The sequence below is a fragment of the Citrobacter sp. GW821-FHT07H02 genome, from assembly GCF_059418505.1.
In genome coordinates this window covers 611,931-625,978 of record NZ_JBWKPZ010000001.1, presented here as the reverse complement: position 1 = coordinate 625,978, position 14,048 = coordinate 611,931, and the positions used below count along the sequence as shown (strand labels likewise).

The 14,048-nt window shown below is 52.8% G+C and carries 11 protein-coding genes; 8 read left to right on the top strand and 3 right to left on the bottom strand.

Annotation, left to right across the window (positions count from 1 at the left end; all coding sequences use genetic code 11):
• Positions 1–163: 163 nt before the first annotated feature.
• Positions 164–1,174 carry a quinone-dependent dihydroorotate dehydrogenase gene (gene pyrD, locus AC07NP_RS02850; protein ID WP_192611792.1) on the bottom strand — a complete coding sequence of 337 codons (1,011 nt, stop codon included), beginning with the start codon at positions 1,172–1,174 and terminating at the stop codon, positions 164–166.
• Positions 1,175–1,429: 255 nt separating this feature from the next.
• Between pyrD and ssuE the strand changes: the two genes are divergently transcribed.
• The 5 genes from ssuE to ssuB are packed head-to-tail and all read left to right on the top strand — an operon-like array spanning position 1,430 to position 5,687.
• The gene (gene ssuE / locus AC07NP_RS02845; protein ID WP_494659511.1) at positions 1,430–2,005 is read left to right on the top strand and encodes an NADPH-dependent FMN reductase; all 576 of its coding nucleotides are present in this window, start codon (positions 1,430–1,432) and stop codon (positions 2,003–2,005) included.
• Complete coding sequence (locus tag AC07NP_RS02840; RefSeq protein ID WP_494659510.1) at positions 1,998–2,972, top strand: sulfonate ABC transporter substrate-binding protein; 975 nt, start codon at positions 1,998–2,000, stop codon at positions 2,970–2,972. Before ssuE ends, AC07NP_RS02840 begins: the two co-directional genes overlap by 8 nt.
• Positions 2,969–4,114: an FMNH2-dependent alkanesulfonate monooxygenase gene (gene ssuD / locus AC07NP_RS02835; RefSeq protein ID WP_494659509.1), complete on the top strand. Its 1,146-nt coding sequence runs from the start codon at positions 2,969–2,971 to the stop codon at positions 4,112–4,114. The genes AC07NP_RS02840 and ssuD overlap by 4 nt, the downstream gene beginning before the upstream one ends.
• A gap of 11 nt (positions 4,115–4,125) precedes the next feature.
• Positions 4,126–4,917 carry an aliphatic sulfonate ABC transporter permease SsuC gene (ssuC, locus tag AC07NP_RS02830; protein ID WP_494659508.1) on the top strand — a complete coding sequence of 264 codons (792 nt, stop codon included), beginning with the start codon at positions 4,126–4,128 and terminating at the stop codon, positions 4,915–4,917.
• Positions 4,914–5,687 (top strand): aliphatic sulfonates ABC transporter ATP-binding protein, encoded by a 774-nt coding sequence (ssuB, locus tag AC07NP_RS02825; protein ID WP_494659507.1) that lies wholly within the window; start codon positions 4,914–4,916, stop codon positions 5,685–5,687. The genes ssuC and ssuB overlap by 4 nt, the downstream gene beginning before the upstream one ends.
• Positions 5,688–5,723: 36 nt before the next feature.
• On the opposite strand, the gene AC07NP_RS02820 is transcribed toward ssuB, so the two are convergent.
• On the bottom strand, positions 5,724–6,620 hold the full coding sequence (locus AC07NP_RS02820) for a LysR family transcriptional regulator (RefSeq protein WP_494659506.1): 897 nt from the start codon (positions 6,618–6,620) through the stop codon (positions 5,724–5,726).
• 107 nt (positions 6,621–6,727) lie between these two features.
• Between AC07NP_RS02820 and AC07NP_RS02815 the strand changes: the two genes are divergently transcribed.
• Entirely contained in the window at positions 6,728–7,816 is a 1,089-nt protein-coding gene (locus AC07NP_RS02815) for a linear amide C-N hydrolase (RefSeq protein ID WP_494659505.1), read from the top strand.
• A gap of 48 nt (positions 7,817–7,864) precedes the next feature.
• Here the strand turns inward: AC07NP_RS02815 and pepN are convergent, their stop codons facing one another.
• The gene (gene pepN / locus AC07NP_RS02810) at positions 7,865–10,477 is read right to left on the bottom strand and encodes an aminopeptidase N (protein WP_494659504.1); all 2,613 of its coding nucleotides are present in this window, start codon (positions 10,475–10,477) and stop codon (positions 7,865–7,867) included.
• A gap of 266 nt (positions 10,478–10,743) precedes the next feature.
• On the opposite strand from pepN, the gene pncB reads away from it, so the two are divergent.
• Both pncB and asnS read left to right on the top strand, forming a co-directional pair.
• Positions 10,744–11,946 carry a nicotinate phosphoribosyltransferase gene (gene pncB, locus AC07NP_RS02805; protein WP_203358265.1) on the top strand — a complete coding sequence of 401 codons (1,203 nt, stop codon included), beginning with the start codon at positions 10,744–10,746 and terminating at the stop codon, positions 11,944–11,946.
• Positions 11,947–12,115: 169 nt separating this feature from the next.
• Complete coding sequence (gene asnS / locus AC07NP_RS02800) at positions 12,116–13,516, top strand: asparagine--tRNA ligase (protein ID WP_203358266.1); 1,401 nt, start codon at positions 12,116–12,118, stop codon at positions 13,514–13,516.
• Positions 13,517–14,048: the final 532 nt, after the last annotated feature.

Sequence of the window (14,048 nt, the reverse complement as noted above, 5' to 3'; positions counted from 1 at the left end):
TTTATCTCCTGGGCTTAACATCCTGTTGCAACATTGTCCTGATTGCCGCTTCGTTAATTGCCTTAATAAGAAAAGACTAAAATGTATAAATAAGCAACAGTGAAGGAATATAAAACAACCAAGGCTGGAAATAAAGCCCTGGTTGTCCGATTAAGGGAAAAGGTTAGAGATGGGTAACGATTTCTTTAATCAGCGGCGGACCTTTAAAAATAAAGCCGGAATAAATTTGCACCAGTGAAGCGCCAGCCGCCATTTTTTCACGCGCCGCTATCACGGAGTCAATACCACCGACACCAATAATCGGTAACTGCCCGTTTAATTCCTGCGACAGACGTCGAATAATTTCTGTACTTTTTAATTGCAGCGGTCGTCCACTCAAACCACCCATTTGGTCACAGTTTTTCATTCCCTGAACCAAAGAACGATCCAACGTTGTATTGGTGGCAATAACACCATCAATATTATGACGGACTAAACTGTCAGCAACCTGGATCAGTTCTTCTTCGGAAAGATCCGGCGCGATCTTTACCGCCACCGGCACATATTTTTGATGGATCGCCTGCAGATCGTTTTGTTTATTTTTAATTGCCGTCAATAAATCGTCCAGCGCATCGCCGTATTGCAGCGTGCGTAATCCTGGCGTATTTGGTGAAGAGATATTGATCGCGATATAACCTGCATAAGCATAGACTTTTTCCATACAAATCAGATAGTCATCTTTGCCTTGCTCTACCGGCGTATCTTTATTTTTACCGATATTAATCCCCAGGATGCCGTCAAAATGCGATTTTTTAACGTTCTCCACCAGGTTATCGACACCGTGGTTATTGAAGCCCATTCTGTTGATCAACCCTTCCGCATCGACCAGGCGGAAAAGGCGGGGTTTATCGTTGCCAGGCTGAGGGCGTGGCGTCACGGTGCCTATCTCTATCGAGCCAAACCCCATTGCGCCCAGCGCATCAATGCACTCCCCATCTTTATCCAGACCTGCGGCCAGACCAAGCGGGTTCTTAAAAGTCAGCCCCATACAGGTAACAGGCTTTGCTGGCACTTTCTGGCGCACAAGCGCTTCCAGCGGTGTACCTGTGACACGGCGTAATTGTTGAAATGTTAATTCATGAGCGCGCTCTGGATCGAGCTGAAAAAGGGCTTTACGAACGAAGGGGTAGTACATGAACTCTCCTGGATTCCCGGTGTGCAAACCGGGGGCGTATTATGTGCGATGTTGAACCAAAAGGGAATTGACCTGCGGCAATAAATGACGATGTCCACGCAATCGTTTTCTTCCTCCCCCGCGCAATTATGCGTTTTTCAGATTTTCTCTGCCGGATAAATCATTTCGATTCACAAAATCTCTCTGTCAGACTGCACAAATTGTTATCAATGTTAGTAAAAAGCAACTAATTGGTTATAAGGAGAGATTGAGAATATGCGCATCATCACTCTGGCGGGAAGTCCGCGTTTTCCCTCACGTTCCAGTGCGTTACTGGAATATGCCCGTGAAAAACTCAGTGCTCTGGATGTCGAGGTATGCCACTGGAACCTCCACAACTTTGCGCCTGAAGATCTTTTATATGCGCGATTCGACGGCCCCGCGCTGAAAACCCTGGTTGCCCAGTTAAAAGAGGCCGATGGGCTGATTGTCGCCACGCCCGTTTATAAAGCGGCCTATTCCGGGGCGTTAAAAACGTTGCTTGACCTGCTGCCTGAGCGAGCGCTCGACGGGAAAGTGGTGTTGCCTCTCGCCACCGGCGGCACCGTCGCGCATTTACTGGCCGTTGACTATGCGCTCAAGCCGGTATTAAGCGCGCTTAAAGCGCAGGAAATTCTGCATGGCGTGTTTGCTGATGACTCTCAGGTTATTGATTATCAGCATAAACCGCACTTCACCCCGAACCTACAACTGCGCCTGGACACCGCGCTCGAGACGTTCTGGCAGGCGCTGCATCGTCGGGATGTACAGGTTCCTGATTTTCACCCATCACAGGGGATCGCCCATGCTTAATCTCTTCAAACGTCATTCACCCTGGCTGGCGCTGACCGGTTTACTGTCACTTTCAGCCCTGTCTCACGCAGCGACCTCCACGCCCGAGACGCTGCGTATCGGTTATCAGAAAGGCAGCATCAGTATGGTGCTGGCAAAAAGCCACCAACTTCTGGAAACGCGCTATCCGCAAACGAAAATCTCCTGGGTAGAATTCCCGGCGGGGCCGCAGATGCTTGAAGCGCTGAATGTCGGCAGTATCGATCTGGGCAGCACTGGCGACATACCACCGATCTTCGCGCAGGCCGCCGGGGCGGACCTGGTGTATGTCGGCGTCGAACCGCCTAAACCGAAGGCAGAAGTGATTCTGGTACCTGAAAATAGTCCCATTAAAAGCGTGGCGGATTTAAAAGGGCGCAAGGTCGCTTTCCAGAAAGGTTCCAGTTCACATAACCTGCTGCTCCGGGCTTTGCAGCAGGCCGGGTTAAAATTTACCGATATTCAACCGACTTTTCTGACCCCGGCGGACGCCCGTGCGGCCTTCCAGCAGGGTAACGTCGATGCCTGGGCTATCTGGGATCCCTACTATTCAGCAGCACTTCTGCAAGGCGGCGTGCGCGTACTGAAGGACGGCTCTGACTTAAAACAAACCGGTTCGTTCTATCTGGCGGCGCGCCCGTATGCTGAAAAAAATGGCGCCTTTATTCAGGGCGTGCTCAACACCTTCAGTCAGGCCGATGCGCTGACGCTTAGCCAACGCGAACAAAGTATTGCGCTGCTTGCCAAAACGATGGGATTGCCCGCGCCGGTGATCGCCAGCTATCTGGATCATCGCCCACCGACCACAATCGCGCCGGTTGACGCCACGGTTGCCGCGCTGCAGCAACAAACCGCCGATCTGTTTTACGACAACCGCCTGGTACCGAAAAAAATCGATATTCGCGACCGCATCTGGCACGCCACTTCGCAGGAAGGAGAAAAATTATGAGTTTGAATATGTTCTGGTTTTTACCTACACACGGTGACGGGCACTATCTGGGAACAGAAGAAGGTTCGCGCCCGGTCACTCACGGTTATCTGCAACAAATCGCACAAACCGCAGACCGCCTGGGCTTTACCGGCGTGCTGATCCCCACCGGACGCTCCTGCGAAGATGCGTGGCTGGTTGCAGCGTCAATGATCCCGGTAACGCAACGGCTTAAGTTCCTCGTGGCGTTGCGCCCCAGCGTGACGTCACCCACGGTCGCCGCGCGCCAGGCCGCGACGCTCGACAGGCTCTCCAACGGTCGCGCGCTCTTTAATCTGGTCACCGGCAGCGATCCACAAGAGTTGGCAGGCGACGGCGTTTTCCTCGATCACAGCGAACGCTATGCCGCTTCTTCTGAATTTACTCAGGTCTGGCGGCGGTTATTGCAGGGCGAAACCGTCGATTTTCACGGCAAACATATTCACGTTCGCGGGGCAAAACTGTTCTTCCCGCCGATACAGCAGCCGCACCCTCCCCTCTACTTTGGCGGCTCTTCCGACGTGGCGCAGGATCTGGCCGCCGAACAGGTTGATCTTTATCTCACCTGGGGCGAACCGCCGGCGCTGGTGAGAGAGAAGATCGAACAGGTACGCGCCAAAGCCGCTGCGCGCGGGCGCAAGATCCGTTTTGGCATTCGTTTGCATGTGATTGTTCGCGAAACCAATGAAGAAGCCTGGCAGGCCGCAGATCGGCTGATTGCGCATCTGGATGATGACACCATTGCCAAAGCGCAGGCGGCTTTCGCCAGAACCGACTCCGTCGGTCAGCATCGTATGGCGGCGCTGCATAACGGCAAGCGGGACAAGCTTGAGATCAGCCCAAATCTGTGGGCAGGCGTCGGGCTGGTGCGTGGCGGTGCGGGAACCGCGCTGGTAGGCGATGGCCCAACGGTGGCAGCACGCATTAATGAGTATGCGGCGCTCGGTATCGACAGCTTTGTCCTCTCCGGTTATCCGCATCTCGAAGAGGCGTACAAAGTGGGTGAACTGCTGTTCCCGCATCTTGATATCGCGATACCGGAAATTCCGCAACCGCAGCCACTGCTTCAGCAGGGCGAAGCGGTGGCGAACGAATTTATCCCGCGTAACGTCGCGCAACGTTAAGGAATACATTGATGGCAACGCGAACACACAAAGGGTTACTGCGCGTTGCCCCCTGGTTTTTACCGGTGGGCATCGTTGCACTCTGGCAGCTTGCATCTTCAATTGGCTGGCTCTCCGGTCGCCTATTCCCTTCACCGGAAGGCGTGGTTGAAGCGTTCTGGACACTCTCCGTCAGTGGTGAGCTGTGGCAGCATTTGGCTATTAGCTCCTGGCGTGCGCTGATCGGCTTCTCGATCGGCGGATCGATTGGCCTGACACTGGGGCTTATCAGCGGTCTTTCACGCTGGGGGGAACGTCTGCTCGATACCTCAATTCAGATGCTGCGTAACGTGCCGCATCTGGCGCTGATCCCACTGGTTATCCTGTGGTTCGGTATTGATGAGTCCGCGAAGATCTTTCTGGTCGCGCTGGGGACACTGTTTCCTTTGTATATCAACACCTGGCACGGGATCCGCAATATCGATCGTGGATTAGTGGAGATGGCACGCAGTTACGGCCTGTCGGGTTTCCCGCTGTTTATCCACGTGATCCTGCCCGGCGCCCTCCCCTCGATTATGGTTGGCGTACGTTTTGCGCTTGGGCTGATGTGGCTGACGTTAATTGTGGCCGAAACGATTTCGGCTAACTCCGGGATTGGCTACCTGGCGATGAATGCCCGCGAATTTCTGCAAACGGATGTGGTCGTGGTCGCCATTATTCTCTATGCCCTGCTCGGTAAACTCGCCGATGTTAGCGCACAGTGGCTTGAGCGCATCTGGCTACGCTGGAACCCGGCCTATTACGTGAAGGAGGCAACCGTATGAATACCGCACGTCTGAATCAGGGCACACCGCTGCTGCTCAATGCGGTCACCAGGCGCTACGCCAGTAATACCGTGCTCAATCAATTGGATCTGCATATTCCGGCAGGCCAGTTTGTCGCCGTCGTCGGGCGTAGCGGCGGGGGTAAAAGCACCCTGCTGCGGCTGCTGGCCGGACTGGAAACACCGACGGCAGGCGAACTGCTCGCCGGAACCACCCCGCTGGCAGAAATCCAGGACGATACACGAATGATGTTTCAGGATGCGCGGCTGCTCCCGTGGAAGTCCGTTATCGACAATGTCGGGCTGGGGCTGAAAGGCTACTGGCATGACGCTGCTCGCAAGGCGCTGGCGGCAGTCGGCCTGGAAAATCGTGCCACCGAATGGCCCGCCGCGCTCTCCGGAGGGCAGAAGCAGCGGGTGGCGCTGGCACGCGCCTTAATCCATCGACCCGGCCTGTTGCTGTTGGATGAGCCGCTTGGCGCACTGGATGCCTTAACCCGTCTGGAGATGCAGGATTTAATCGTCTCGCTGTGGCAGGCGCATGGCTTTACCGTGCTGCTGGTTACGCATGACGTCAGTGAAGCGGTTGCCATGGCCGACCGCGTGCTGCTGATTGAGGACGGGAAAATCGGTCTGGATCTGACCGTGGATATCCCGCGCCCGCGCCGACGGGGTTCAGTGCGTTTAGCAGAGCTGGAAGCCGAAGTGTTAAACCGGGTGATGCAACGGGGACACAACACGTGGCCAGTTCGTCAGTTACAACACGGCTAACGGTGACATCGCAGGGCAGAATACACTGCCCTGCCTTCACGACAACGGTTCTTCATTCTCCCTGAATATCGCCGGCATTAATGAGAGTGATTGCAGAATGGCAGGTTGATTTTTTTGTCCCGGATCCCACAGCGCCACCAGCGGATGCGTCAGACCGGTATTGCCAAATTCCGCATCAATTTGGCTGATCCCAGGCCAACTCTCAGCCCCCAGATGCGTCGGTAATAATGCCCAGCCAAACCCCTGCGCCAATAATAATTGCAGCATTTCCAGTTCATTAACCCGCTGAATGCGATCGGCAATTTGCAGGCGCTGCGCCATATGCTCAGGTAATCCGGCAAAAGGAATGAGTTGCACTGAGGATGCAAGGCTGAGTAAAGAGACCGGAGAAGTGGGGAAAAAACCCTCCTTAGCGTAGAGTGCCAGCGTTATTGCGCCTATTGACCGCCATTGAAAACGGGCATTGATAGGACGATTAATCGCCTGAAAGATCCCCATATCAGCCGCCCCTGACTCAATCATCTGCTCTGCACGTTCACGCCCGGTTAACAGCAGATCCAAATGAATGTGTTGTTTTTTCAACGCATCAGCCAAGCGCAACAAGAAACGCCGTGGCGTGAACGCGTCGTAGCACAACGTGAGTTGGGTATTTATCTGCTGAGGAATTTGCCCGGCTATCTGACCAAATGACTGCGCCTCCTGTAAAAACAGCCGCGCCTGTCGATAGAGCAACTGTCCTTCTGCCGTCAGTGTTAACGGTCGGGTGGTGCGATTAAAAAGTGAGTAGCCCAAATCCAGCTCAAGATAATCCACCAACTCACTCACGGTGGTGCGATCTTTTTTCAGTTTTTTCGCCGCAGCGGTCAGCGTGCCGCTTTCACAGACACAGGCAAACGCGTCAATTTGCGCAAGCGTAAAGCGGATCGGTTTCATGTTCATCCCCCAATAAACTCTGGGGGATTTTCCCACAGTCACTGACTCTGTGCGATCTGTTTTGTTCCCTACACTGACCTCGTCTTAGAACAACAAGGGAAAACACAATGAAAAATCAATTGACTGCACTCGCCGCACTGACACTCGGTGCATCCATTACGTTAGGGGTGAGCGCAAGCGCAGACGCCTGCACCCGACTGTTTATGAACATGTATCCCGGCTATATGGTCAGCGCGCGTAATCTCGATTTTTTTGGCCCGGTAGACCCGTCTCTGGTGATCACCCCGCGCGGGATTGCACATAACGGCGGTGATGCTAAAGATAGCGCCCACTGGGTGACGCGCTATGGCAGCGTGGCCATCTACGCTGACGGTGTCTTTCCAATGGATGGTATGAATGAAAAAGGGTTGGCGGGGCATACGCTGTATTACTCAAATGGCAGCCAGGCGCAAAAAGATAATCAGGATAAACCGGTGTTAGAAAGTCGTGCCTGGCTGAGCTACATTCTGGACAACTACGCGACGGTTGATGACGCGGTTAAAGGACTTCAGCAGAATGTGCGTCTGGTCGCGGCAAAAATGCCCATTGATTACGCATCCGACACCAAACATATCGCCATTGAAGACGTCAGCGGTGACTCTGCCATTATTGAGATCGACAATGGCACCCTACACGTTTACCACAATAAAGCCTATCAGGTGATGACCAACCCCCCTGCCTACGACGCGCAGCTACGTAATCTGGCGAAATATCAGCATGCCAAACGTAGTGAGATCCCCGGAGGGCTTGAAGCGGACGAACGTCTGGTGCGCGCCAGCTTTAACCTGAAAAATGTGCCACAGCCCGACAACAAAAATCAGGCCCAGGGTTTTGTCTTATCCGCGATTAACAACGTGGCTTACCCTATCGGCTATCCTTCAGGTCCGGGTGAGAAAAAAGTCACTGATATGTATGCGAAATACAGCAAACGTCCGGATCAAAACAAAGGCATCGGCACTTACTGGACGACCCTTTCTGATTTAAGCCACGGGGAATACCACTTCAAATCGACGTTTGCTGCCGGTCAGGTGTGGATCAAAATGCAGGAGATTAACTTTGCTGCCGGTGAACCGGTGAAACGAATCGATCACCTGAATGACTACGCGCAAAAAGGATGGGAAGGGAACGTGCTGTCCAGAGCACAGATAGAGAAGTAATCTCTGAGTGATAAAAGCCCGGTGGCACTTACGCCACCGGGATTTTTATCAGGCTAACGCCTTACTGATTTTCTCGAACAAATCGCCGGAGAGATTCTCCAGACCTTTTAACTGTTCCAGTGCCGCACGCATCTTCGCCTGACGTTTGGCGTCATAACGTTTCAGTCGGATCAGCGGTTCGATCAACCGTGAAGCTACCTGCGGGTTACGGCTGTTGAGCTCGGTCAGCATTTCAACCAGGAACTGATAACCGCTACCGTCTTCGGCGTGGAACGCTGCCGGGTTGCTGCCAGCAAACGCGCCAATCAGTGAACGAATACGGTTCGGGTTGCTCAGGGTGAAGGAGCGGTGTTTCAGCAGACCACGTACCGTCTCCAGCACGTTGTCGGCCGGGCTTGTGGATTGCAGGATGAACCATTTATCCATCACCAGCCCATCCTGATGCCACTTATCGTCGTACTCTTGCATCAGGGCGTCGCGACACGGCAGTTGCGCCGCCACCGCCGCAGAAAGTGCCGCCAGCGCGTCGGTCATGTTGTTGGCTTTCTGGTACTGTCGGCTCACTAATGTATTTGCGAGTTCGGTTTCACCAAAGGCCAGGAAACGCAGACAGGCGTTGCGCAGCGTACGTTTACCGATATCGGCATGCTCAACCCGGTACTCATCAAGGTGGTTAGCGTTATAAACCGCCAGGAACTCATCGGCCAGTTCCGTCGCCAGCGTGCGGGTTAATGCTTCGCGCACGGCGGCGATCGCTACCGGATCGATGACCTCAAACAGTTCGGCCATTTCATTGGCTGAAGGCAGCGTCAGGATCTCAGCCGCCAGCGCGGGATCAATCTTCTCGTCCAGAAGTACCGCGCGGAAGGCGTCAGCGACATGGACCGGCAGAGAGAGCGGTTGCCCCTGCTGATGACGCGCAACGTTCAGCTTGATATACGTCGCCAGCAGGCTTTGCGCCGCATCCCAGCGGGAGAAATCATTACGCGCGTGACGCATCAGGAAGGTCAGCTGCTGATCGCTCCATTTGTACTCCAGCTTCACCGGCGCGGAAAACTCGCAGAGCAGCGCGGGTACAGGCTGGAAGTAGACGTTATCGAAGACAAACGTCTGTTCAGATTGCGTCACATTGAGCACCGCATTGACCGGATGACCGCCCTTCTGCAACGGAATCACTTTACCTTTGTTATCATACAGTTCGATAGCAAACGGAATATGCAGCGGTTTCTTCTCTGCCTGATCCGGCGTTGCAGGCGTACGCTGACTGATGGTCAGGGTGTATTGCTCGGTTTCCGGGTTGTAGTCGTCTTTTACGGTGACCACCGGTGTACCGGACTGGCTGTACCAGCGACGGAAATGAGAGAGATCGACGTTTGACGCATCTTCCATCGCCTGCACGAAATCATCGCAGGTCGCCGCGCTGCCATCGTGGCGTTCAAAGTAAAGCTGCATCCCTTTCTGGAAATTCGCTTCACCCAGCAGGGTATGGATCATACGAATGACTTCTGATCCCTTCTCGTAAACGGTCAGGGTGTAGAAGTTGTTCATCTCGATGACACTATCCGGGCGGATAGGATGCGCCATCGGGCTGGCATCTTCAGCAAACTGCAAACCGCGCATTGTGCGCACATTACTGATGCGATTAACCGCACGGGAGCCGAGATCGGAGCTGAACTCCTGATCGCGGAACACCGTTAATCCCTCTTTCAGACTCAACTGGAACCAGTCGCGGCAGGTCACGCGGTTACCGGTCCAGTTGTGGAAATATTCGTGTCCGATGACGCGCTCAATGTCGAGGTAATCTTTATCGGTGGCGGTATCGGTACGTGCCAGCACGTATTTGGAGTTAAAGATGTTAAGTCCTTTATTCTCCATCGCGCCCATATTGAAGAAGTCGACGGCGACAATCATATAGATGTCGAGGTCATATTCGAGACCAAAGCGCTCTTCATCCCACTTCATGGAATTTTTCAGCGACGTCATCGCCCACGGCGCGCGATCCAGATTGCCGCGATCAACGTACAACTCCAGCGCCACTTTCCGCCCGGAACGAGTAGTGAAAGTATCGCTCAGGACGTCGAAATCACCGGCGACCAGCGCAAAGAGATAGCAAGGTTTCGGGAAGGGATCTTGCCACTGTACCCAGTGACGCCCGTTTTCCAGCTCGCCCTGCGCAACACGGTTGCCGTTGGAGAGCAGGAACGGATATTTGCTTTTATCAGCAATAATTTTGGTGGTAAAACGCGCCAGTACGTCCGGACGGTCGAGATACCAGGTAATATGGCGGAAGCCTTCTGCCTCACACTGCGTACATAACGCATCACCGGACTGGTATAACCCTTCCAGCGCGGTATTCGCCGCGGGGCTGATTTCATTAACAATGCGCAGGGTAAAACGCTCTGGTAAGTCGCTGAGGATCAGCGCGCCCTCTTCTTCTTTATACGCTGTCCACGGCTGATCATTCACGTGGATTGACACCAGCGTCAGGTCTTCGCCGTCGAGGCGAAGTGAGGCATCCGACGCGCCATGACGAACAGCCTGGCTCACGGCAGTGACCACGGTTTTTTCAGCATCCAGGTCAAAGGTCAAATCAATATCAGTAATCTGGTAATCCGGCGCACGATAGTCGTGACGGTATTTGGCTTGTGGCTGTTGTGTCATAAAAAAACCTTTAGCATCTTCTGTAGAGTCTCGACTCCAGTCTATTCCTGTTGTGTAAATCACGCTACGCAGAATGTTCATCTTTTCAGTCACAAACACCCTTTTTGCTACATTTTTATAACACGAGGCACGAAATGTACTCGACCCCAAAGAGCGCTTATGTTGTGATCGGGGTTCAATAAATCGCTAAACAAGGTATACTCCAGCGGTTTTCTTAGTTGTTTATTGTACTAAACGCTCCCGTGAGAGGATGCTACTGCGCACCTATGACACAATTCGCTTCTCCTGTTCTGCACTCGCTGCTGGATACAGATGCTTATAAGTTGCATATGCAGCAAGCCGTTTTTCACCGCTACTACGATGTTCACGTAGCGGCGGAGTTTCGTTGCCGCGGCGACGACCTGCTGGGTATTTATGCAGATGCAATTCGCGAGCAGGTGGATGCGATGCAGCACCTGCAACTTCAGGAGGACGAGTTTACATGGCTCTCCAACCTGCCCTTCTTTACTGCCGATTACCTTAACTGGTTACGGGAATTCCGCTACAACCCCGAGCAGGTGAGCGTCACGAATGATAACGGTAAGCTGAATATCCGCTTAACCGGCCCGTGGCGTGAAGTCATCATGTGGGAAGTCCCGCTGTTGGCGGTGATCAGTGAATTGGTGCACCGGTATCGTACGCCAGAAGCGGGCGTGGCGCAGGCGCTTGATGCGCTGGAAAGTAAGCTAGTCGATTTCTCTGCTTTAACGGCCGATCTCGATATGTCCCGCTTCCACCTGATGGATTTTGGCACTCGCCGCCGTTTCTCACGCGAGGTGCAGCAGGCGATTGTTGAACGCCTTCAGCGGGAACCGTGGTTTGTCGGTACCAGTAACTACGACCTCGCTCGCCGGTTGTCCCTCACCCCGATGGGCACGCAGGCGCATGAGTGGTTCCAGGCGCACCAGCAAATTAGCCCGGACCTGGCGACCAGTCAGCGTGCGGCTCTTGCCGCCTGGCTGAATGAATATCCTGACCAGCTCGGCATCGCACTCACCGACTGCATCACCATGGACGCGTTTTTGCGCGATTTTGGTATGGAGTTTGCGACCCGTTATCAAGGGCTGCGCCACGACTCTGGCGATCCCGTTGAGTGGGGCGAAAAGGCGATCGCGCATTATGAAAAGCTGGGCATTGACCCGTTAACCAAAACGCTGGTTTTCTCAGACAATCTTGATCTGAAAAAAGCGGTCGATCTTTATCGCCACTTCGCACCACGCGTGCAGCTCAGTTTTGGCATTGGCACGCGCCTGAGTTGCGACTTACCGCAGGTGAAGCCGCTGAATATTGTCATTAAGCTGGTGGAATGCAACGGTAAACCCGTCGCCAAATTGTCAGATAGCCCGGGTAAAACCATCTGTCATGACAAAGCGTTTGTGCGCGCACTGCGTAAAGCGTTCGACCTTCCGCATATCAAAAAAGCCAGTTAATCACCCCAGGGAGCCGTTTTGGCTCCCTTTATTTATTGTTTATTTCCGAAATCTTTCACTTTGCCTGTGAATTCTGCTTGTCTGATTGCAGATGCCAGGTAACATAGGTATCCCCCCAATCAGGGTGGACAAGTGTTTATTTTTTCCGACTATTAACAGAGAGAATATTATGAGCGTTGCGCCTGTTGCCGACGTACTCCAGGGCCGTGTAGCCGTTGACAGCGAAGTCACCGTGCGCGGATGGGTACGTACCCGCCGAGATTCAAAAGCTGGCATCTCCTTCCTCGCCGTTTATGACGGTTCCTGCTTTGATCCTGTACAGGCTGTCATCAATAATTCTCTGCCCAATTACAATGAAGACGTTTTACGTCTGACGACCGGTTGCTCGGTGGTTGTAACGGGCCATGTCGTTGCGTCGCCAGGTCAGGGACAAAGTTTTGAAATCCAGGCCACCAAAGTCGAAGTGACCGGTTGGGTTGAAGATCCAGACACCTATCCGATGGCGGCAAAACGTCACAGCATTGAATACCTGCGTGAAGTCGCGCATATGCGTCCGCGTACTAACATGATTGGTGCGGTAGCGCGTGTACGTCATACCCTGGCGCAAGCGCTGCATCGCTTTTTCCACGAGCAGGGTTTCTTTTGGGTATCCACGCCGCTGATCACCGCTTCCGATACGGAAGGCGCGGGTGAAATGTTCCGCGTTTCTACGCTGGATCTGGAAAACTTGCCGCGTAATGATCAAGGTAAAGTCGACTTCGACAAAGACTTCTTTGGTAAAGAAGCGTTCCTGACCGTTTCTGGTCAGTTGAACGGTGAAACCTACGCCTGCGCGCTGTCCAAAATCTATACCTTTGGACCGACTTTCCGTGCAGAAAACTCCAACACCAGCCGTCATCTGGCGGAGTTCTGGATGCTGGAGCCGGAAGTGGCGTTTGCAAACCTGAACGATGTTGCGGGTCTGGCGGAAGCGATGTTGAAGTACGCCTTTAAGGCCGTACTGGAAGAACGTGCAGATGACATGAAGTTCTTCGCCGAACGCGTCGACAAAGACGCCGTTTCCCGTCTGGAACGTTTCATCGAAGCTGATTTTGCTCAGGTTGATTACACCGATGCGGTGACCATTCTGGAAAACTGCGGTAAGAAATTTGAAAACCCGGTGTTCTGGGGTGTGGACCTGTCTTCCGAGCATGAGCGTTACCTTGCTGAAGAACACTTTAAAGCCCCTGTGGTCGTTAAAAACTACCCGAAAGACATTAAGGCGTTCTACATGCGCCTTAACGAAGACGGTAAAACCGTGGCTGCAATGGACGTGTTAGCGCCGGGTATTGGCGAAATTATTGGCGGTTCTCAGCGTGAAGAGCGTCTTGATGTGCTGGATGCGCGTATGGCAGAAATGGGGCTGAACAAAGAAGATTACTGGTGGTATCGCGATCTGCGTCGCTACGGTACTGTTCCGCACTCCGGTTTCGGTCTGGGCTTCGAACGTCTGATCGCGTATGTCACTGGCGTGCAAAACGTCCGTGATGTGATTCCGTTCCCGCGTACACCGCGTAACGCCAGCTTCTAATCCTCCGTCACCTCTAAAGGCCAGCCTCGCTGGCCTTTTTTATCTGTGCAATTGTCAAGTTTTGTGAGCAAAAAGTAATCAAATCTAATAGCAACCCCTCAAAACCCACATTCTTGTTACGTCATATTTCCCTGTAATATTTATGAATAAAATATATGCAAATTTATGTTGAAGATGAGTTTTCCCCTAGCTTATAGCACATTTTTTAACCTGCCACTTAGAAGTCCAGACGTCTTCAAATGAAATGCAACTCACCTTTCCAGCGGTTACATCACGTTAAATCCCTCGCTTTATCTAAATTAAACATAAGAAAATCATATAAATAGAATTAAAAATGGCGTTTCAAATCGAGAAAACACGCTGAAATTTGACGGCGTTCACAAAGTTCATCAAATTTAATTTTTTGTTACACATTTTTTCTCTTAGAAACAAAATCTTTAACTTTGTAGCATTTTCGCTGTAGCGAAACGGTGGTTTGAATGGAAAGATGCCTGTCAGACACATAAAGACACCAAACTCTCATCAATAGTTC

Bases quoted from the DNA above. Each gene is read 5' to 3' on its own strand.
- pyrD (WP_192611792.1), bottom strand. From the start codon at position 1,174: ATGTACTACCCCTTCGTTCGTAAAGCCCTTTTTCAGCTCGATCCAGAG.
- ssuE (WP_494659511.1), top strand. From the start codon at position 1,430: ATGCGCATCATCACTCTGGCGGGAAGTCCGCGTTTTCCCTCACGTTCC.
- AC07NP_RS02840 (WP_494659510.1), top strand. From the start codon at position 1,998: ATGCTTAATCTCTTCAAACGTCATTCACCCTGGCTGGCGCTGACCGGT.
- ssuD (WP_494659509.1), top strand. From the start codon at position 2,969: ATGAGTTTGAATATGTTCTGGTTTTTACCTACACACGGTGACGGGCAC.
- ssuC (WP_494659508.1), top strand. From the start codon at position 4,126: ATGGCAACGCGAACACACAAAGGGTTACTGCGCGTTGCCCCCTGGTTT.
- ssuB (WP_494659507.1), top strand. From the start codon at position 4,914: ATGAATACCGCACGTCTGAATCAGGGCACACCGCTGCTGCTCAATGCG.
- AC07NP_RS02820 (WP_494659506.1), bottom strand. From the start codon at position 6,620: ATGAAACCGATCCGCTTTACGCTTGCGCAAATTGACGCGTTTGCCTGT.
- AC07NP_RS02815 (WP_494659505.1), top strand. From the start codon at position 6,728: ATGAAAAATCAATTGACTGCACTCGCCGCACTGACACTCGGTGCATCC.
- pepN (WP_494659504.1), bottom strand. From the start codon at position 10,477: ATGACACAACAGCCACAAGCCAAATACCGTCACGACTATCGTGCGCCG.
- pncB (WP_203358265.1), top strand. From the start codon at position 10,744: ATGACACAATTCGCTTCTCCTGTTCTGCACTCGCTGCTGGATACAGAT.
- asnS (WP_203358266.1), top strand. From the start codon at position 12,116: ATGAGCGTTGCGCCTGTTGCCGACGTACTCCAGGGCCGTGTAGCCGTT.